At 67.2% G+C, this 17,735-nt stretch carries 20 protein-coding genes and 1 pseudogene; 9 read left to right on the forward strand and 12 right to left on the reverse strand.

The window, feature by feature from the left end; all coding sequences use genetic code 11:
* Window positions 1-109 (forward strand): annotated as a pseudogene (locus AB0313_RS15625) (sugar phosphate isomerase/epimerase); the annotation flags it as partial.
* 10 nt (window positions 110-119) lie between these two features.
* Complete coding sequence (locus AB0313_RS15630; RefSeq protein WP_366306640.1) at window positions 120-986, forward strand: biopolymer transporter Tol; 867 nt, start codon at window positions 120-122, stop codon at window positions 984-986.
* Here the strand turns inward: AB0313_RS15630 and AB0313_RS15635 are convergent.
* The 3 genes from AB0313_RS15635 to AB0313_RS15645 form a co-directional block, all read right to left on the reverse strand.
* A complete protein-coding gene (locus AB0313_RS15635; protein ID WP_366306642.1) occupies window positions 983-1,855 on the reverse strand; it encodes a glycosyltransferase family A protein in 873 nt (290 codons plus the stop codon). The two genes, AB0313_RS15630 and AB0313_RS15635, sit on opposite strands and share 4 nt — an antisense overlap.
* A 224-nt stretch (window positions 1,856-2,079) precedes the next feature.
* Complete coding sequence (locus AB0313_RS15640; protein ID WP_307305306.1) at window positions 2,080-2,445, reverse strand: hypothetical protein; 366 nt, start codon at window positions 2,443-2,445, stop codon at window positions 2,080-2,082.
* 69 nt (window positions 2,446-2,514) lie between these two features.
* Window positions 2,515-3,414: an SDR family oxidoreductase gene (locus AB0313_RS15645; protein ID WP_366306644.1), complete on the reverse strand. Its 900-nt coding sequence runs from the start codon at window positions 3,412-3,414 to the stop codon at window positions 2,515-2,517.
* A gap of 225 nt (window positions 3,415-3,639) precedes the next feature.
* Between AB0313_RS15645 and AB0313_RS15650 the strand changes: the two genes are divergently transcribed.
* On the forward strand, window positions 3,640-4,161 hold the full coding sequence (locus AB0313_RS15650) for a DUF6328 family protein (RefSeq protein WP_307305300.1): 522 nt from the start codon (window positions 3,640-3,642) through the stop codon (window positions 4,159-4,161).
* Between the two features lie 225 nt (window positions 4,162-4,386).
* Here AB0313_RS15650 and AB0313_RS15655 read toward each other — a convergent pair whose 3' ends face one another.
* From AB0313_RS15655 to AB0313_RS15670, 4 genes are all read right to left on the reverse strand, one after another.
* Window positions 4,387-5,511, reverse strand: coding sequence for a glycerate kinase (locus tag AB0313_RS15655; protein ID WP_141944567.1), 1,125 nt, complete (start codon window positions 5,509-5,511; stop codon window positions 4,387-4,389).
* A gap of 100 nt (window positions 5,512-5,611) precedes the next feature.
* Window positions 5,612-6,421 carry an SDR family oxidoreductase gene (locus AB0313_RS15660; RefSeq protein ID WP_366306647.1) on the reverse strand — a complete coding sequence of 270 codons (810 nt, stop codon included), beginning with the start codon at window positions 6,419-6,421 and terminating at the stop codon, window positions 5,612-5,614.
* A gap of 18 nt (window positions 6,422-6,439) precedes the next feature.
* Window positions 6,440-6,880, reverse strand: coding sequence for a hypothetical protein (locus AB0313_RS15665; protein ID WP_366306649.1), 441 nt, complete (start codon window positions 6,878-6,880; stop codon window positions 6,440-6,442).
* A 380-nt stretch (window positions 6,881-7,260) separates the two neighbouring features.
* Window positions 7,261-8,037 carry a class I SAM-dependent methyltransferase gene (locus AB0313_RS15670; RefSeq protein WP_366306733.1) on the reverse strand — a complete coding sequence of 259 codons (777 nt, stop codon included), beginning with the start codon at window positions 8,035-8,037 and terminating at the stop codon, window positions 7,261-7,263.
* A 183-nt stretch (window positions 8,038-8,220) separates the two neighbouring features.
* Here AB0313_RS15670 and AB0313_RS15675 point away from each other — a divergent pair, with 183 nt between their 5' ends.
* The 3 genes from AB0313_RS15675 to AB0313_RS15685 all read left to right on the forward strand — a co-directional run bounded on the left by AB0313_RS15675 (window position 8,221) and on the right by AB0313_RS15685 (window position 12,698).
* Window positions 8,221-9,894: an ATP-binding protein gene (locus AB0313_RS15675; RefSeq protein ID WP_366306651.1), complete on the forward strand. Its 1,674-nt coding sequence runs from the start codon at window positions 8,221-8,223 to the stop codon at window positions 9,892-9,894.
* A 20-nt stretch (window positions 9,895-9,914) separates the two neighbouring features.
* Window positions 9,915-11,465, forward strand: a complete 1,551-nt coding sequence (locus AB0313_RS15680) for an EAL domain-containing protein (protein ID WP_141944575.1) — start codon at window positions 9,915-9,917, stop codon at window positions 11,463-11,465.
* A gap of 171 nt (window positions 11,466-11,636) precedes the next feature.
* Entirely contained in the window at window positions 11,637-12,698 is a 1,062-nt protein-coding gene (locus AB0313_RS15685) for an EAL domain-containing protein (protein WP_366306653.1), read from the forward strand.
* A 68-nt stretch (window positions 12,699-12,766) separates the two neighbouring features.
* Here AB0313_RS15685 and AB0313_RS15690 read toward each other — a convergent pair whose 3' ends face one another.
* Window positions 12,767-13,003 (reverse strand): DUF6480 family protein, encoded by a 237-nt coding sequence (locus tag AB0313_RS15690; protein ID WP_141944578.1) that lies wholly within the window; start codon window positions 13,001-13,003, stop codon window positions 12,767-12,769.
* 137 nt (window positions 13,004-13,140) lie between these two features.
* Between AB0313_RS15690 and AB0313_RS15695 the strand changes: the two genes are divergently transcribed.
* Window positions 13,141-13,578, forward strand: coding sequence for a hypothetical protein (locus tag AB0313_RS15695; protein WP_366306655.1), 438 nt, complete (start codon window positions 13,141-13,143; stop codon window positions 13,576-13,578).
* On the opposite strand, the gene AB0313_RS15700 is transcribed toward AB0313_RS15695, so the two are convergent.
* From AB0313_RS15700 to AB0313_RS15710, 3 genes are all read right to left on the reverse strand, one after another.
* Window positions 13,575-14,387, reverse strand: coding sequence for a glycerophosphodiester phosphodiesterase (locus tag AB0313_RS15700; RefSeq protein ID WP_307305278.1), 813 nt, complete (start codon window positions 14,385-14,387; stop codon window positions 13,575-13,577). The two genes, AB0313_RS15695 and AB0313_RS15700, sit on opposite strands and share 4 nt — an antisense overlap.
* A gap of 40 nt (window positions 14,388-14,427) precedes the next feature.
* Entirely contained in the window at window positions 14,428-14,691 is a 264-nt protein-coding gene (locus AB0313_RS15705) for a hypothetical protein (protein ID WP_141944586.1), read from the reverse strand.
* A gap of 118 nt (window positions 14,692-14,809) precedes the next feature.
* Window positions 14,810-15,628, reverse strand: a complete 819-nt coding sequence (locus AB0313_RS15710) for an HAD family hydrolase (RefSeq protein WP_366306657.1) — start codon at window positions 15,626-15,628, stop codon at window positions 14,810-14,812.
* Between the two features lie 117 nt (window positions 15,629-15,745).
* Between AB0313_RS15710 and umuD the strand changes: the two genes are divergently transcribed.
* Window positions 15,746-16,177: a translesion error-prone DNA polymerase V autoproteolytic subunit gene (gene umuD / locus AB0313_RS15715; protein ID WP_366306659.1), complete on the forward strand. Its 432-nt coding sequence runs from the start codon at window positions 15,746-15,748 to the stop codon at window positions 16,175-16,177.
* A gap of 44 nt (window positions 16,178-16,221) precedes the next feature.
* The gene (locus tag AB0313_RS15720) at window positions 16,222-17,502 is read left to right on the forward strand and encodes a Y-family DNA polymerase (RefSeq protein WP_366306735.1); all 1,281 of its coding nucleotides are present in this window, start codon (window positions 16,222-16,224) and stop codon (window positions 17,500-17,502) included.
* Between the two features lie 82 nt (window positions 17,503-17,584).
* On the opposite strand, the gene AB0313_RS15725 is transcribed toward AB0313_RS15720, so the two are convergent.
* Window positions 17,585-17,731 carry a lmo0937 family membrane protein gene (locus tag AB0313_RS15725; RefSeq protein ID WP_141944604.1) on the reverse strand — a complete coding sequence of 49 codons (147 nt, stop codon included), beginning with the start codon at window positions 17,729-17,731 and terminating at the stop codon, window positions 17,585-17,587.
* Window positions 17,732-17,735 lie beyond the last annotated feature (4 nt).

A 17,735-nucleotide genomic window follows, 5' to 3' on the forward strand; every position in this document is an offset into this window, starting at 1 on the left:
CGGCATGGACCGCCTCCACGGCGCCCCCGAAGCCCTCGCAGCCCTGAAGAAGTACGACTTCCCCGCCTCCCAAACCAGCTTCGACGCCGCCTTCAGCAGCAACGACTGAGCTCCCCGCCATGCGCAGCCTCCGCCCGGGCCAGCAATGCGAGGTGTGGATCGCTTCGGCCAACGGCCAGCGGAATCTTGTATACGCTTCAAGGAATATGCTCTTTGAAGCGCCCAACTGGACCCTTGACGGGCACGCACTGATTCTGAACGGCGGCGGCAAGCTGTGGCGGCTCAGCCTGGCGGATGGCGGCCTCGCGGAGGTTCCGCTGACCGGCGTCCCCCACCTCAACAACGACCACGTCCTCGCCCCGGACCGGAGCACCATCTTCCTGTCCGGGGAGGACGGCCACATCTACCGGGCGCCCCTTACGGGCGGTGCAGCCACGCGGATCACGGACGACGACGGGTCCTTCCACTTCCTGCATGGCATCAGTCCCGATGGTGGGCGCCTGGCGTACGTGGACATCGAGGGTGGGGACTTCACGCGGCCGGGGCGTCTGCGGACCATCCCCGCGGCCGGCGGTCCGGCCCGCAGCGTGGATGTGGGGGCCGGCCACTGCGACGGCCCCGAGTACTCGCCGGATGGAGACTGGCTGTACCTCAACACCGAATCCTTCAGCACGGCGCCCGGCCACGCGCAGCTGGCGCGCGTCCGCACGGACGGCAGCGGATTCGAGCGGCTCGCAGAGACTGCCAGTGTGGACTGGTTCCCGCACGTCTCCCCCGACGGCCGCCTGGCCAGCTACCTCCGCTTCACGGCTGGAACGCAGGGCCACCCCGCGGACCTGCCGGTTGAGGTCGTCCTCGTTTCCACCAATGACTGGACCACTCCGCTGCACACCTGGCCGGTCTTCGGCGGCCAAGGCACCCTCAACGTCAACAGCTGGTCGCCGGATTCCCAACGCTTTGCCTTCGTTGCGTACCCGCTGCGCTAGGGTGTACGGGCCGACTCCTGGCCGAGGACGACGTGGTGCGCCTCCACGCGCCGTTCTATCACCGTCGTGGGCGATTCCAGGTGGACCGCACCGGACGGCAGGATGCCCGCACCGCCGTACCGTTCCATGACCTGCCATTGGGCCACCACGTCCTCGCCGGCATGGTCGGCCGGGAGGCTGGCCCAGAAACGGAACCCCCCGGCGTCGTTCAACGCCTCTCTCCGGTACAGCACGCAGCCGCCCAGCCATGCCACATGGTAGGGGACCCATTCGCCGGGCTGCAGCGACAGTTCGGCGCTCAGGTGGCTGAGGTTGGCGGCGCTGTGCAAAGGCCACTGTTCGAATTCCCGGGTGCCCGGGCGGACGCGCTCGGGGGTCACCGGGCCGTCCCATGGCCGGAACGGTGCCGTCTGTTCCGGCCTGGGGTCACCCAGGAAGGACAGGCCCTGCGGCGCCATTCCCACAAAGCCGCACTGGAGCCGGTCGAGCGCCTGGCTCAGCCGGGCCAGGGCACCGGGCTCCAGCCAGACGTCGTCATCCAGGAAGAGGCACTGGTCCGCGGTGGACTGCTCCAGCAGGAACTGCCGGTGTTCGGCCAGGCCGCGGCGCGGGAGGTGGCGCAGCAGCGTGACGGGCCGTCCCTGCGCCTCAAGCACCCGCACCATGGCGGCGGCTGCGGGATGTTCCCAGGCGGGCTGGCCTGCCGACTGGTCGCTGATGACGACGGCGAACGTGGGCCCGGACTGCGCGGCCAGTCCCGCGAGGGTCACGGCGAGTTCGGCCGGCCGGTTGCATGTGGGAACCAGGACGTCCACGTCCACGCGGTCCGGCCGGTCCAACCGGCGCGCCCACTGCTCCGAAGATCTCATGCCACAGGCCACCTTCCCGGGGTTCGACGCCGGCGCCGACAGGCAGCATGGGGTGGCAGCTGCTGCCGGTTGCCGGCGAATTGGTTTCGCCTCTTCCGTACCCAGCCGGGCGGGATGTATGCCCTCCCCCCGGCGCAGGCAGCCGGCTGAAGCCCCGTTACAGCAGAGGCCCCCGCGTCCGCTGCCCGGGGGCAGCAGAGCGGGGGCCCGTGGGCCAGGGCGCCTTATCCGGCGTCGAAGCTTTCGTCGTCGTCGTTGGGTGACTTCTCCTGGGGAAGATCGTTGCCGCTGCCGTCCGGAATGCCGGTGGCTTCCTGCCCGGACTCGGACGACACGGGAGCCGAACCCTGGGAATCGTCGTTGGACTCATCGATTTCCGCTGCGCTGGAGGGAAGGTCCATATCGTGCGGTACGGGCTGCTGACCCGCTCCGGCCTGCGGCTCGTTGGTGTCCGCGCCGGGCGACGAAGTGCCGCCGCTGGACTGCTTGCCCTGCCCGCCATGGGTCCCCGCCGCCTCCTGCTCCGCGGTGGGGGTCCCGTAGCCGCCGGGGGCCGTCTCGGGTTCAGCCTGCTGGTTTTCCTGCGTCATGCTTCCTCCTGTTGTGCGTTGCCGATATTGCTGGTCTGGTGATGGTGCCGGATAGTCGTTCCGTCCTGCCTACAGTCCCTTGCCGCCGGTGACCGGCAGGACGGCGCCGGAGATGTAGGAGCCGTCCTCGGATGCCAGCAGTACATACGCTGCGGCGAGTTCCGCGGGCTGTCCGGCCCGCTCCAGGGGCGTGTCCTGCCCGAAGGACGGTAGCTTGTCCGGCCACTCTGTGGCGGGAATCAGGGGTGTCCAAATGGGGCCGGGCGCCACTGCGTTGACGCGGATCCCCTTAGGTCCGAGTTCCTGGGCCAGGGCTTTGGTGAACGCCACCTGGGCCGCTTTGGTCATGGCGTAGTCGATAAGCCCCGGTGAGGGGTTGAAAGCCTGGATGGAGGCGGTGGTGATGATGGAGGCCCCCGCCTTGAGGTGGGGTACGGCCGCCCTGGCCGACCATAGCAGCGAGTACAGGTTGGTGCGGAAGACCCGGTCAAATTCCTCGGTGGGAAGCGTCTCCAGGCTCTCACGGTTCTTCTGGTACGCGGCGTTCAGCACCAGGACATCGAGGCGCCCGAATTCGGAGACGGTCTCGTCCACAATGCGGGTGCTGAATTCCTCCTCGCGTCCGTCGCCGGGAAACAGGAGCACCCTGCGTCCGGCTTTCCGGATCCATTCCGCCGTGTCCTGCGCGTCGTCTTCCTCCTCCGGCAGGTAGGAGATGGCGACGTCGGCCCCTTCCCTGGCGAAGGCGATCGCCGCGGCTTTGCCGATGCCCGAGTCGCCGCCCGTGATCAGCGCGGCCTTGCCCTCGAGCTTGCCGTGCCCCTCGTAGCTCAGCTCCCCGTGGTCCGGCTTGGGGTCCATCGGTGCCGTCAGCCCGGGCTGTTTTTGTTCCTGTTCCGGAAACGGCCCCGAGTGGTAGCCGCCGCGCGGATCTCCCGGCTGGTCTTTCTGCTTTTCCGTGTCGCTCATGGTCCGCCCTGCCTGTGTCGGTTGGAAAAAGCCCGTGGGTTGGGAAGAGCACCACCGTGCTCCGGCCCTTTGAAGCTATCCCGATGTGGAGCACGTCGTCCACCACTCCGGGTAATAATCAGTAAACTTATCAAATGTTGTAGGAGGCGCAACGGCTGGCCTTGTTTCTGGGTATGGGAGGAGTAGAAAGAAGACCTGGACGGGGCCTGAAAGGGAGGAAGACCGATGTCCGAAGTCGAGGACTACACCGGCCGTACGGGACGGAATGAGACCCGTGAAGAGCAGCTGGACCGCAACTGGGCGGAACTGCTGCAGGAGCTGCGCGTGCTCCAGACCGGGGTGCAGATCCTGGCCGGCTTCCTGCTGACGCTGCCATTCCAGCAGCGGTTCGAAAAGCTCGACGACTGGGAAGTCGGCCTCTACCTGGCCAACGTAGTGATCGCCGCGTTAACCACCGCCTTCATCCTCCTCCCGGTCAGCGTGCACCGCCGGCTCTTCCGCAAACGGCTCAAGGAAATGCTGGTTTCCAGCGCCGACACCATCACCAAAATTGCCCTTGGCGGCATCGCCCTGCTCAGCGCCGGAACTGCTGCCCTGGTGTTCGACGTCGCTGCCGGACGGTCCGCCGGGGTCGTGGCGGGAGGAGCGCTCCTGGGCGTCATGGTGGTCTTGCTGGTCTTTGTCCCGCTTCGACTGAACAGACTGGCCACCGGAAGGGTCCTTCCCACGGCCGGGGAGAAGGAGTGAGGATACGTAAACGGGCCAGGGAACACGGCCTGCTGCTGGCCAACGCAGGCCTGGTCCTCGCTTTTTTCGTTGGGATGGCCACGTAGGCGGTCCTGGTGGGTGCAGCGGTCCACCTTCGGGAAAAGGGGTCCCCTGAATCGAAGCCTGTCGCTGAACCCCACTGCGGAACCGGCGCCGAAGGCGCGCCGACGCAACACCACCATCGTGGGCTGGCGACCCCGCCTGCTAGGCGCCTTCGAGTACCTGGCTTGTGGCCCAGGCCAGGTACTTGCCGGCGTTTGCCACGGCGTCTTCCGGGCTTGAGGCGACGTCCAGCAGCTGCGCCGCGCCGACCACACCGTGTCCGGCGAGATCCTCAAGGGTCACCAGGATCCTGCCCGCCACCACGATGACAGGAATGCCCCGTTCACGGGCCGCGTCGGCGAGCGCGATCGGGGCCTTTCCGGTCAGCGACTGCGAATCCATGGACCCTTCGCCGGTGATGACCAGGTCTGCCTGGTCCAACTGGCCTGCCAGACCGGTCAAGCCGGCCACCAGCGCGAAGCCGCCTTCCAGCGTGGCATTGGTAAAGGCAAGGAACGACGCCGGGAAGCCGCCGGCGGCGCCCGCACCGGGGACGTTCACGTCCCGCCCCGTTGCTTCCCGCAGCACTGATGCCCAGTTGCGAAGCCCGGCGTCGAGCATTTCCACGGCGTCCTGGTCCGCCCCCTTTTGCTGGGCGAAAACGTGCGCGGCGCCGGTTGGCCCGTACAGGGGGTTGCGTACGTCCACGGCAATGCGGAAGGTGGCGGCGGACAGCCGGGGGTCCAGGCCCGTCGTGTCGAGGGCGACCACGTCGGCCAGGGAACCACCGCCCAGGGGCACCACGTTCCCGGCGGAGTCCAGGGGTTTCAGGCCCAGGGCCCGCAGGGCGCCGCTGCCGCCGTCGGTCATGGCCGATCCGCCCAGGCCCAGGACGATTTCGGTGGCGCCGGCGTCGAGGGCGGCGGCGATGAGCTGGCCGCAGCCGTAACTGTGTGCCCGCAATGAGTTGGCCGGGGTCGGCTCCATGTCGGCCAGACCGGACGCCTGGGCTGTTTCGATAACCGCCGTGACCTTGCCGCCGCCTGCTTTGTGGATGGCCCAGGCAGCGCCGACGGGGGCCAGGATGGGTCCCACCACGGCGTTCAGCCGCTCTTCGTAGCCGGCTGCGACGGCCGCTTCCAGGGTGCCCTCGCCGCCGTCGGCAATGGGGAACTGGGTGGCAACGGCGTCCGGGTACACCCGCAGCGCGCCTTCGGCGATGGCCGCGGCAGCTTCAGCTGCGGTGAGGGACCCCTTGAACTTGTCCGGGGCGATAAGAATGCGCATGCTCTCCATCATGCCAGCCGGACCAGGGAAAGGGCTTGCCGGATCCGCGATATGGACCTGCGGCCTGGCGTCCGGACCGGAGCCAGGTTCCGGCGCCCCCCTACGCTTCGCGCCAGTCGTTGCTGGTGAGGTGCGACCCTGCCTGCGGGCCCATCTGCAGCATCCCGCCGTCCACCACCCAGGCCGCTCCGGTCACATAACTGGACGCCGGCGAGGCGAGGAACGCTATGACGTCGGCGATCTCGCGCGCGTGCCCGGGCCGTCCGAGCGGCACCCCAGGCCGCTGCGTCGTCGTGGGGTCCTGGTCCTCCTGCCCCGTCATGGGGGTGGCGATCTCGCCCGGGGCCACGGTATTCGCCGTAATGCCGTACTGCCCCAGCTCCAGTGCCAGCGTCTTCATGAGGCCGCCCAGGCCATGCTTGGACGCATCGTAGGCGGTCGATCCCACGCGGGGCTGGAACTCGTGCACGCTGGAGACGGCCACCAGCCGGCCGCCCCGTCCGGCGTTGACCATGCGGCGTGCCGCTGCCTGCAGGCAGATGAAGGCGCCATTGAGGTTCGTGTCCAGGATCTTCATCCAGTCCTCGATGCCCATATCCAGGAATCTTGTGCTTGCACCGGTGCCGGCGTTGTTCACGAAGACATCGAGGCCCCCCAGTTCCCCGGCAAGCTCGTCGATTACGCCCGCGGCCTCCCGGAGTTCGGTGGTATCCAGGCGGCGGACCACCGCTTTGCGGCCCAGGCCGCGGATTTCCTCCGCCGTACCTTCCGCACCTTCCTTGTCTGAGTGCCAGGTGACGCCAACATCCATTCCGGCGCGGGCGAGTGCCACGGCGGTGGCCTTGCCGATTCCCGAGTCGGAGGCGGTGACAATGGCGGTGGTGGGGGCAAAGTCGCTGGTGTCCGGCATGGCGGGCCTTTCGATGGGTTAGGCCGGGCGGCGGAGGTCGTCCTGGTAAGGCTCGTTTTCGGTGTCGGGAGCGGAACGGCGGACTGCCGCCTCCCCGGAAGCTTCAGGGACGGCCATCAGGGGGACTGCGAAGGTCACCACGGGGCGGCCAGCGGGGTCGTCCGCAGACCTGATGGTGAGGCTCCTGGTGCCGGGCGGCACCGACGGGGTAAACACCTGCAGGTTGCGGGACCCAAGGGTGGCCGAGTCCTGCAGCCGGTATTCAGTCCCGAAGTGGTCCTGCAGCACAAGGCGGGGTTGGGGCGCGCCGTCCGAGGGCAGGTGGATGTTGACCACCAGCCCGGAGGCCCACACCTCCACGGACAAAATGGTGAATTCGGTGGCGGAGGTGACGTGCCGCCCATAGGTGGGGGGCAGCAGCATCCGGCGGAGTGCGCCGGACGGAATGAGATTGCTCATGGTATTTCCTGAAGGTCATGCGCCTCGGCGGGGGGCTGCGGAGCCGAAGATAATTCCGGCGCCTGCCAAACGCTGGGGCGCGGGTGCGGCTTGGGCTTCTTCCGGGTTGGGGTCCTCCACCCGGAAGAAGTGGATTGGCGCCGTCGCTGCGTTGTTCCTGGTGGATGAAGTTGGGTTTTGCGGGAGTTGCCGTGTCAAACCATGTCCTCCCGTGATGTACGCGGCCCCCTCTCACCCATCAACTAGTAAGTCTACTTACCATGGAGCCTCCAGCCACGGCCCCCTGTCAAGGGGAACAAGGGTGGTCTGCGGCGTGCCTGCGGAGAGATGGGCAAAGTGTGCGGCAATGGACGGAGCCGGGTGCACCGGGCGTCTTCCGGTTAGTGGCGGGGGCGGACCACGGCGTAGTAACCGGGCACCCGGTCCTGTCCCGGGACACCGGTCATGGGGTTGGTTTCGATGGCCACCTGGCCGTCCTCAAGGAGTTCCCAGTCCGGCGCCGGGAACGCGCGTTCGCGTTCTGCCGGACCGAAGTGCCCTGGCATGGGGAGTCCTCGGATGGCCAGTTCCAACGGTGCCGGAATGCCGCGCGTGCTGGCGCCGAGGTGCGAGACATATTCCACAGGGTTGCCATGGAAGTTCGTTTCAGCCATGAAGACTGTGCCGCGGCGGCCCGCAAGCTGCAGCAGGTTTTCCACCAGCGCCACCTGGTGGGCCGGGTCAAGGACGTGCAGGACGCCCCGGATGAACACATTGCCTCCGTCGGCAGCGGCCTGGATGGATTCCGCCAGTGCCGCGCCCGCGCCCGCTGCCGTCATGTCCCGCGCTTCGTAGGTGGTGTTGCCGGTCCCCTGCGGCTCCGCGGCGGCCCTTGCAACCGCGTGGGGTGAGACATCCACGCCGATGACCCGGGGAAAGATCCCGGCGAGCGCCCGGGTGAAGCTGCCATGGCCGCAGCCTATGTCCACTACGGGAAGCGCGGGGTCAAGGTGGCGCAGCAGGGTGTCCTTGTAGCCAAGGAACTCGTGGTCGCTGCCCGAGTCCCACAGGACCTCACCGCCGGGCCCGGTAGTACTGATGCCAGCCCAGTACTTGTCCCACGCCTTGTGCCGGTCCTTCGGGGCGCGCCGCGACAGCCTGACGAGCTTGGGGATCATCAGGTATTTCTGCCAGGCGGAGGACGTTGACTTTGCTGCGGACACGGGTCAAATATATGTTCCCTCCCCGGCCGAAGCTGCACCTTGGGTTACGTTTACGGCGCGCCACATCCCGGGTTGATGCCAAGGGAGATGCCCGGCGGGTCCAACGAAGTGGACCCGCCGGGCACGCGTCCCCCTAGAATGTACTCAACTGGGAGGGAAGGGAGCACTGTGACGGCTGCGCCGAGTGACGTCCGCCTGCCCCGTACCGCTGTTGTCGCCGATCCCGACGCCGGCCGGCTCGCCGCTAACGCACAGGCGCTGCGCAACGCCGGGTACACCGTCCTCGAAGCAACCGACGACCCTGGCCTCGCTGGCCTGCTGGCCGCCGTCGAGCCTTCCGTTATCGTCGCGGACGCCAGCTTGTCCTCCGTCCGGTCCAAGGCCCCGGTTCTGGTGATGGTGGACCTGGACAACCCGAAGGAGATCGCCGCCGCCAATCCACCCGGCGTCCATGACTGCATCACCAAGCCGCCGGCCCCCAAGGAGCTGGTGCACCGGGCATCCGCCCTCATCGACCAGGTCAGGCGGCGCAGCGCCTCGCGGCAGGAGGCGGAAGGGCTTCGCGAGCAGCTGCGTGAGGTCTCCGCCGCCGTCCGCGCCACCAACGATCCGCAGGAGATCGCCAACCACGTGGTCTCCGGGTTCGGCCGGACCTTCAAGGCAGACCACGTTGTCCTGGCCACTTTCGAGGACCACAGGGTCCCGGTGATCAGGGCGGCGTGGCACAGGCGCGGCCTGGCCGCGCTGCCGCCCGAGGCCCTTCCCGGCGAGGACACGGCCCGCGCCACGGCGGACGCGCTCTGGGCAGGGACGGAAACACTCTCCGCGGACGGGACCGAGACCGGGTCCCTGGCATACGACAAGCCTGTGTCAGCGATCGCCGGCGCCGCTTCCACGCTTGCGGTGCCCATCGGTGAGGGCAATTCCTCCCTGGGCATCATCTGGATCGCTGCGATGGACCGGACCCGGACGTGGTCAAGCGCCGAGCTGGGGCTGATCCAGCACGTGGCCGGCAACGCCGCCTACGGGCTCATCCAAAGCCACCTGATCAGCAGCCAGCAGCAGGTGGTCAAGCAGCTGCGGGAACTGGACAAGGCCAAGACCGACTTCCTGGCCACGGTCAACCACGAACTGCGCACACCGCTGACCTCGATCATGGCGTACCTGGACATGATCCAGGAGAGCACTGAGCATCCGGTGTCCAGGGAAGTCCACCAAATGCTGGACATCGTGGTCCGCAACACCGAGCGGCTCCGGACCCTCATCGAGGACATGCTCAGCGTCTCGCGGGGCGGCCTGGACACCCTGGAGATGCATCTTGCGCCGGTGCGCCTTGGCCGGACCCTTGACCTGGTGGCCGCGGCCCTCCGACCCTTGGCCACGCTCCAGAACGTGACCATCGACGTGGAGCCGGTACCGGAGGATCCGGAAATCCTTGCCGACGAAGTGCAGCTGCAGCAGGTGTTCACCAACCTGGTGTCGAATGCCATCAAATTCACGCCCAGCGGGGGACGGATTGCGGTGGGCAGCGAATCCCATGCCACCCCGGACGGGTCCAAGTGGGCCACCGTGCGGATCTCCGATACCGGCATCGGCATCTCGAGCGATGAGATCAACCACGTCTTCACGAGGTTTTACCGCGCATCGAACGCCATGAACGGCGCCATCCCCGGCACCGGGCTGGGCCTCGCCATCTCCAAGGACATCGTGGACCGCCACGGCGGCCGGATCGACGTCGACTCCACCTTGGGCACAGGGACCACGGTCACCGTCAGCCTTCCCCTTGGCACCGACCGCGCCCTGGCCAACTAGGCGTCAAAGGAGGAGTGGCGGTGTTTGCCAACGACGACCCCCGGCTGTCCCAGCTGCTGGAAGGCATAGTCCGGCTTGCCTCCGGCGACCTCAACTCCCGCATTGAGGTTTCCCCTGCCCGGGATGAACTGGATGCGATCATCATGGGCACCAACCTGCTGGCCGAGGACTTGCAGGTCATCTACGAGGAACTCGAGCAGCGGGTCCAGGTGCGGACCCAACTCCTGCACGAGGCGCACCTCGAGATGCAGAAGATGGCCATGCAGGACCCGCTGACGGGGCTCGCCAACCGGTCCGCGTTGATCGAGGCCCTCCGCACTGCCCTCGGGTCCCGCTCCGGAGCGGACGGGGAACCGGGGCAGGACGGCCCGGCAATCCTGCTCATGGACCTGGATGCGTTCAAGTCCATCAACGACAGCCTGGGCCACACCGCCGGCGACCAGGTGCTGGTGACCGTAGGCGAAAGGCTGCGGACAGCGGTGCGGGTGTCCGACGTCGTGGCCCGCCTGGGCGGCGACGAATTCGCCATCGTCATGCCGTCAGCGTCGGCGGACCAGGCTGCCATCGTGGCGCACCGTATCCTTGCGTCCCTCAACGATCCCATCGAGCTGCCGGGCCGCAGCGTCCGCTGCGGCGCCAGCATCGGACTGAGCGTGGGAAGCGACGGCCAAAGCCCTGAGGACATGCTGATGGAGGCCGACGTCGCCATGTATGCCTCCAAGGCGGAAGGACAGAACAAGCTGCACCGGTTCGAGCCGGCGCTGCTGCTGATGCGGCGGCTCCGCAGCCAACTGGTCGATGACCTGCGGGCCGCCATCAGGAATGATGCGCTGAGCCTGCACTACCAGCCGGTGGTGGAGCTGGAGACCGGACGGATCGAAGGCGTCGAGGCCTTGGTCCGCTGGGACCACCCCACCCGCGGCTTCATCATGCCCGACGAGTTCATTCCCCTGGCCGAAGAGGCGGGGCTGATCTCCGAGCTCGGGCTGTGGGTGCTCAGGACGGCCGTGAAGCAGCTGCGGTCCTGGATCGACGCGTCGCTGGTGGACAGCAGCTTTTCCGTCCGCGTCAACATCTCCGCCACGGACCTGCAGAGCCTGCAGTTCATCGAGGACGTGCGGAACACCCTGCAGGAAAACGGCGTGCGGCCCCAGCAGGTTGTCCTGGAGCTGACGGAAGTGGCCATCGTCAAAGGCAACGAACTCGACCGCTATTCCCTGGGCGGCCTCCGCGGCCTGGGCGTGGGCATCGAGATTGACGACTTCGGCACCGGTTACTCCTCCATCAGCTACCTTCGCCGGCTGCCCGTTGACCGGGTCAAGGTGGACAGGTCGCTGATCACCGGCCTGGAAAGCGATCCCAGCCAGCCGGCCCTGGTGGCTGCGGTGCTGCAACTGGTGCGGGCATGCGGCCTGGAAGCCGTTTGGGAGGGCGTTGAAACGGCGGAACAGGCGGAAATCCTGCGGGACCTTGGCTGCCGCAGCGCGCAGGGCTACTACTTCAGCCGCCCCGTTCCGCCGGACCAGATCCCGGAACTGCTTGCTGACCAGCAGGAAAGCGCTGACCAGTAACGCAAAACTACTGCGCTTTTGGAGCCGCCGTTATACGATCAGCGTGCGGTGTCAGGGTTTTTCGCCGCCGCGGAATTCAGTTCTGGCAGCACCGTACTTTTATAAGGCGTTTGGAAATTTGAACATTATTGGGCCATGGGGTCATTACTTCGTCAACTGGGGGCGTCGCTAATGTCGGTTCGGGTACAGGCATGGGGAATTATCGCCGCTGTCCTGGCGGATACGGATCCTGCGGGAGCCGCCGTGCGGCAGCGGTTGAGCAACAGCCTCGACGAGAATCCGGGCGTGCCTGAACGCGCCCTGCTGGAATATCTCTTGGAGACCCGGCGCAGCGAGGCGAATACGGCGGATTCGTTGGAAACGGCACGCGACATCCGCCTTACGCCGCCCGCACTGCCGCCCCAATTCGCCGAACAGGTGGACGCGATCCGCAGTATGTCGCGGATCAGTGCCCTGCTCGAAAACCAGATGCTGATGACAGCATTCCAACCCATTTACGGGCTGGAGGGAAAAACGGTGGTCGGCGTGGAAGCCCTCTCACGCTTCGTCAGCGACGACGGCGCCACTGCTGAACTTTGGTTTGCCGAGGCCGCGGCGGTGGGCCTCGGGGCAAACCTTGAATTTTCTGCCCTCGGATCCGCGGCAGCTGCTGCCCGCGGCCTGCCGGAAAACCTATATGTCTCACTCAACATTTCCCCCACGTCCTGCACGGATCCGCGGCTTCCGGAACTGTTCGAGCACATTGACCTGTCCGTTGACCGGGTGGTTCTGGAATTGACCGAGGACATTCCGGAAGAGGAGTACCTGCAGTTTATTTCCGCCATCAATCCGCTGCGGGAGCAGGGGCTGCGGATCGCTGTTGACGATACCCACACCGGGGCCGGCGCACTCAGCCGCATGCTCCACCTGCGCCCGGACTTCCTCAAGGTGGGCCGCAACGTCATCGGCGACGTAGACAAGGACGGACTCCAGCGTGACCTGGCCGCCTGCCTGGTGGACTTCACCGACCAGATCGGCATCACCCTGGTGGCCGAGGGCATCGAGACGGTGGGCGAGCTGAAGACCCTGACTGAGCTGGGCATCAGCGCCGGCCAGGGCTTCCTGCTGGGCAGGCCCTCAGTGCGCCCGGAGGACTGGGCGGCCTGGAACACGCGCCTTGACCTTGATGGCTTGGAGCGTCAGTTGGCGGGCCCGGGCAGGTCACGGACCGGCCGGGGCAAGAAGACTTCCTAGGAATCAGCGCACGGCAGGGCGGGAACGGCGTGCGGCAGGCGCGCCGCCCCCTCCCTGGCCTGTAAGGGCTATTCGGAGTGTCCCTGGTCCCTGCTCATCTGGTCCTCGGCCGGCGGGGTCTCGCCGGGAGGCACTCCCCCGCCCGGCTCCAGACCGGTGACATTGCCTTCCGCGGGGTCGGGGTTGGGTGAGCCGCCCGCCTCGCGGCTTCGCTGTTCGGCCAGGTGCGGCTGCGCCGCGCCCACATTGTCCTTCCCGGGACGGTCCGGGTTGGCGGGGTCGTTTTCGGGATGGTAAGTGCCCATGTTGCTCTTCCTTCCTCTCCGGCTGTGGTTGGATTCCCCAGCACTGGACTAATTGTAAGCATGCTGATAATTCTGGAGGAGTAGGGCCGGGACGCCGCTGGGGCGCGCCGGCATGCGATGTCGGAAGGAGCAGTCACATGGGAATCGGCGACAGCATCGGCAAGGCAGCGGAAAACGCCATGGAGGACCTGGCCGGGACGTCCAAGCCGACCGAGAAGATGGACGTGCCTGATCCGGCGGACCCCAATGACGACGTGGAGGTCCACTCGTCGCTCAGCGAAGGTTCGAACGCGATGGAGGCGGAGAAGCAGAAGGCCCCGGGCCTCAAGGCCGGCGCCGCCCCCGCGCCGTTGTCCACCAGCCCGCTGGGCGGGGACGTCGACGAGACCGACAATGACAGCGCGCACAACGACAGGACGGACGACGGCGGACTGGCCGGCGACGCGTCGGCGCCCACCGGCGGCGGGAGAACAGCGGCTGGACCGGCAGGACTTCCCGACAGCAATCCTGACGAGTTGCGGGCAGACCCCACCGAAGGAGACGCGGATCCGTCCACCAGCACGGGCCGGGGTTAGCCCTCCGGCCCGTGGGGCCACTGGCCCCGGGCAAGCAGCACGTCGCGGAGCAGGTCCGCCCGGTCCGTGACGATGCCGTCCACGCCCAGCTCCAGGAGCCGGTGCATCTCGTCCTCCTCGTTGATGGTCCACACGTGCACCACCAGGCCCAGGTCGTGGGCCCGGCGGAGGAAGCCCCGGGTAACAACGGGGAGCCGCCCATAGCGGACGGGAACCTGCAGCGCATGAACATCCCGCAGCACCCGCCGCATCAGGCGGCGGAACACCGGGCGGGGAAGCGCCGGGCCCAGCAGGGTGAAGAGCGCGTTTGAACCCACTCCCGCAGAGGAGGCAACAGGGCGGCTGAGCAGCTTCAGCACCGCCCGTCGCCGCCGGTCCGAGAAACTGGTCACCAGAACACGGTGGTGCACCTGGTGCCGCTCAATGGCGGCCGCCGTGCTGCGCACCGACCCCCAGTCCTTGACGTCAAGGTTCAGCCGGGCCTCTGGCAGCCCCGTGACCAGTTCGTCAAACGTGGGAATGGGCTCCTGGCCGCCGATCCGGGCCTTGGCCACCTCCGTGTGCGGCAGCTCCGCCACCCGGCCGCTGCCGTCCGTCACCCGGTCCAGGCTCTCGTCGTGGAAAAGCAGCAGCACGCCGTCGGCCGTGGTGTGCACGTCCGTTTCGAGGTAACGGAATCCCAGGTCCACGCCGGCCCGGAACGCGGCCATCGAGTTTTCGAGCCCCTCGGCAGAGAACCCGCGGTGGGCCATGGCGATGGGAAGCTGCCGCCCGGCGTCGTCGGGGTGCTGGAAGAAGGGCAGGGTCACACTGCGAGCGTACTCCGCCGCGCGGGCCCGGACCCCGCCGTCAGTCCCGGCATGCGGTCTCGCGGCAGGCCACGATGTCGACGCCGTCGCTGCAGTGCAGCATGGTCCGGCCGCGGCCGCCGTCGAGGTGGACCCACACAGCGGTGTGGTCCGGCGTAACGGTGTCCACCACGCCACCTGCTTCAAACCCGGGCGAAAACAGGACCCGGACGCGGTCACCCTGCCGCAGCTGCTTCCAGTGCGGGGCGGGCGTTGCCGTGCCCAGCGGCGCATTGGCCGCGTGTTGCCATGCATTCCTTGCCATTATTACCCCCTTCGAGCCGGCGGGAGGCTGCCGGCCCTGCACGCTTCACGCTACGGCGGGAAGGTAAACGCCAGGTGAGCGCAGGCTGTGAAGTTGGCAACGGGCACCAGGCGCGGGGTCAGGAGAACTGGACGCCCAGGGAAGCGAGCCTGGCCTCCAGAACCTGGGCCACGCCGTCGTCGTCAAAATGCGGCGCCCGCTGACCCGCCGCCCTGATGGCCTCCGGGTGTCCGCTGGCCATCGCGTAGCCGTGGCCCGCCCAGCGGAGCATTTCGATGTCGTTGGGCATGTCCCCGAAGGCCACCACGTCGGCGGCATCGATGCCCAGCCCGGACGCATATTCGGCGAGCGTGACTGCCTTGTTCACCCCGGGCAGCGACAGTTCCAGCATGGCGACGCCGGGCGAGGAGTGGGTGGCAGCGGCCAGGTGCCCGACGGCGGGAGCCACCTCGGCGAGGAAGTCGTCCGGCGTTCCCTCCCGGACGATGGCGAGGAACTTCACCACGGAGTCGTTGTCCGTGAGCGTGTCCGCCAGCGGCGCCGGGGTGAATTCGGCAAGAAGCTCGCTGGACTCGTTTTCGATGAAGCCCGGTTCCAGGTGGAAGCCGGTCAGCGTTTCGGCGGCGAACAGCGCGGCCGGCCGGAGCGCCTTGATGATGCGGCGGGCTTCCATGACGGTATCGGTGGGCAGGGTGCGGGCAGAGACCAGGCGGTTGGCCTCGAGGTCCCAGACCACAGCTCCGTTGGAGCAAATCACCCGCCCCGTGTGGCCCAGCTGCTCTTCCAGCGGGTGCAGCCATCGCGGCGGCCGTCCCGTGACGAAGACAAGTTCGACGCCGGCATCCCGGCAGGCGTGGAAGGCGCGGATGGTGCGGGGGCTGATCTTTCCGTCATGCCCAAGGATTGTTCCGTCGATATCGCTTGCAACCAGCCGCATCCTGCAAGTCTACGGGGGCGTGGGCGCCCCCATGGTGGCAGTTCGCGGAAGACTGCCCGTTGTCAGCCTCCGGGGCTACACTGAACTATCGAACATATTTTCGAATAAGGGTGTGTTGTGGGCGTTATTATCGGTCCCCGCGTGATAGAGGCGGGCGCCTCCTTGTTTTCGGTGCTCATCTCGCCCGTGCCGGTGGCGGCAGGCTTTCCGTCCCCGGCCCAGGACTACTTCGACGGCCGGATCGACCTGAACGCACACTTGATCAAGGACATCACCAGCACCTTCGTGGTGCGGGTGACTGGCGACTCCATGGAGGGCGCCGGCATCAGCGACGGCGACGAACTGATCGTGAACCGGGCGCTCGAACCCAGGGACGGATCTGTGGTGATCGCGGTACTGGACGGTGAACTAACCGTCAAACGCCTCCGCATCACCGGCAGCGGTGTGGTGCTGCAGGCAGAGAATCCCAAGTATCCGGACATCCACGTGCCCGCGCTGTCCGAGCTGACCGTCTGGGGCGTGGCCACCAGGTGCCTGCACCATGTCTGAGGTACGGGGTCCTCGGGAGCAGCGGCATGGCTAGGCCGGCCCCCATGCGGCAGATGCCGCAGATTGCGCACGTGGACGTCAACTGTTTCTACGCCTCCGCGGAGCGGGCGTTCGACCCCTCACTGGAGGGGCGTCCGCTGGTGGTGCTGTCCAACAATGACGGCTGCGCCGTGACGCGCTCCCCGGAGGCGAAGGCACTGGGCATTGCCACCGGCGAGCCCTGGTTCAAGCTTGCGCCGCGCGCCGAAGAATGGGGGCTGGTGGCAAAATCCAGCAACTACGAGCTTTACGGGGACATCAGCGCCCGTGTCATGGAACTGCTGGGCAGGTATTCGGCCTGGCTGGAGGTGTACAGCATTGATGAGGCGTTCCTGGGCGTCAAAGGAGACACCGGGCAGTTGCTGGCCCTGGGCGCCAGGATCAAAGAATCCGTGCGCCGGCATGTGGGGGTGCCTGTTTGCGTGGGCATCGCCCCCACCAAGACCCTTGCCAAACTCTGCAACCAGTGGGCCAAGAACAATCCCGCTTTTGGCGGCGTCTGCGTGTGGGAATCGGTCCCGGCCGAGGTGCGGGAGGGGTTGATGGGCCGGCTGCCCGTCGATGAGGTCTGGGGCATCGCCGGCCGGCTCAGCAAGCGCCTGAACGTATTGGGGATCTTCACCGTCCTGGACCTGGTCCGCGCGGATCCTGTCATGATCAGGGACAGGTTCTCCGTGGTGCTGATGCGAACCGTCCTGGAACTGCGCGGCACACCCTGCATCCCTATGGAGGAGGAGCGGATCGGGCGCGACCAACTGATCTTTTCCCGCTCCTTCGCCACTCCCGTGACCACCTCTGCCGGCCTGCGCGAGGTGTTAAGCATCTACGCACAGCAGGCGAGCGCCCGGCTGGCCAAACACGGGCTGCAGGCGAAAGTGCTGACGGCCTTCGCGGCCACGTCGCCCTTCCGGAATCATGAACAGGCCTACCCGTCGGTGTGTGTTCCGCTGCCCATGCCCACGGCGGATCCACTGCTGCTCACCAAGGCGGCGCACGCGCTGCTGCCCAAAATCCGGGAAGGACTCAAGTACGCCAAGGCGGGCCTCATGCTCACCGACCTGCGGCCTTCAGGAAACCAGCCGCCCCTGGCGCCGTTCGAAAACCGGCACGAGGCACGCGGCATCGGCCCCCTGCTCGACGACGTGAGCAGGCGGTTTGGCCGCGGCTCCATCGGCCTGGGGCACGCCGGTATCAGGTCCGGCCTGGACTGGACCATGAAACGTGGGATGCGCTCGCCCCGCTACACCACGCACTGGGACGAACTCCCCCTGGTCAAGGCGGCCTGAAAACAGCAGGTCCCGCCGCCGGCGCACTGCCAGCGGCGGGACCTCGTTACTGCCGGAACCGTCGCGTCTTGACGCTTCCTGCCTAAACGCGTCGCCGGGCTGTGACGAAGTGGAAGATCAGGACGATTACTGCGATGACCAAAAGAATGTGAATGAGGCCGCCGCCGATGTTTGCCAGCAGTCCGAGAAGCCAGAGAACAGCGATGATAATGGCGATCCAAAGCAACATGAGA

Origin of the sequence: Pseudarthrobacter sp. NPDC080039, from assembly GCF_040702335.1 — a bacterium.
Classification (GTDB): Bacteria; Actinomycetota; Actinomycetes; order Actinomycetales; family Micrococcaceae; genus Arthrobacter; species Arthrobacter enclensis_A.

Excerpts from the sequence above, each read along its gene's own strand:
- AB0313_RS15630 (WP_366306640.1), top strand. The coding sequence starts at position 120 with ATGCGCAGCCTCCGCCCGGGCCAGCAATGCGAGGTGTGGATCGCTTCG.
- AB0313_RS15635 (WP_366306642.1), bottom strand. The coding sequence starts at position 1,855 with ATGAGATCTTCGGAGCAGTGGGCGCGCCGGTTGGACCGGCCGGACCGC.
- AB0313_RS15640 (WP_307305306.1), bottom strand. The coding sequence starts at position 2,445 with ATGACGCAGGAAAACCAGCAGGCTGAACCCGAGACGGCCCCCGGCGGC.
- AB0313_RS15645 (WP_366306644.1), bottom strand. The coding sequence starts at position 3,414 with ATGAGCGACACGGAAAAGCAGAAAGACCAGCCGGGAGATCCGCGCGGC.
- AB0313_RS15650 (WP_307305300.1), top strand. The coding sequence starts at position 3,640 with ATGTCCGAAGTCGAGGACTACACCGGCCGTACGGGACGGAATGAGACC.
- AB0313_RS15655 (WP_141944567.1), bottom strand. The coding sequence starts at position 5,511 with ATGCGCATTCTTATCGCCCCGGACAAGTTCAAGGGGTCCCTCACCGCA.
- AB0313_RS15660 (WP_366306647.1), bottom strand. The coding sequence starts at position 6,421 with ATGCCGGACACCAGCGACTTTGCCCCCACCACCGCCATTGTCACCGCC.
- AB0313_RS15665 (WP_366306649.1), bottom strand. The coding sequence starts at position 6,880 with ATGAGCAATCTCATTCCGTCCGGCGCACTCCGCCGGATGCTGCTGCCC.
- AB0313_RS15670 (WP_366306733.1), bottom strand. The coding sequence starts at position 8,037 with ATGATCCCCAAGCTCGTCAGGCTGTCGCGGCGCGCCCCGAAGGACCGG.
- AB0313_RS15675 (WP_366306651.1), top strand. The coding sequence starts at position 8,221 with ATGTACTCAACTGGGAGGGAAGGGAGCACTGTGACGGCTGCGCCGAGT.
- AB0313_RS15685 (WP_366306653.1), top strand. The coding sequence starts at position 11,637 with ATGTCGGTTCGGGTACAGGCATGGGGAATTATCGCCGCTGTCCTGGCG.
- AB0313_RS15690 (WP_141944578.1), bottom strand. The coding sequence starts at position 13,003 with ATGGGCACTTACCATCCCGAAAACGACCCCGCCAACCCGGACCGTCCC.
- AB0313_RS15695 (WP_366306655.1), top strand. The coding sequence starts at position 13,141 with ATGGGAATCGGCGACAGCATCGGCAAGGCAGCGGAAAACGCCATGGAG.
- AB0313_RS15705 (WP_141944586.1), bottom strand. The coding sequence starts at position 14,691 with ATGGCAAGGAATGCATGGCAACACGCGGCCAATGCGCCGCTGGGCACG.
- AB0313_RS15710 (WP_366306657.1), bottom strand. The coding sequence starts at position 15,628 with ATGCGGCTGGTTGCAAGCGATATCGACGGAACAATCCTTGGGCATGAC.
- AB0313_RS15720 (WP_366306735.1), top strand. The coding sequence starts at position 16,222 with ATGCGGCAGATGCCGCAGATTGCGCACGTGGACGTCAACTGTTTCTAC.
- AB0313_RS15725 (WP_141944604.1), bottom strand. The coding sequence starts at position 17,731 with ATGTTGCTTTGGATCGCCATTATCATCGCTGTTCTCTGGCTTCTCGGA.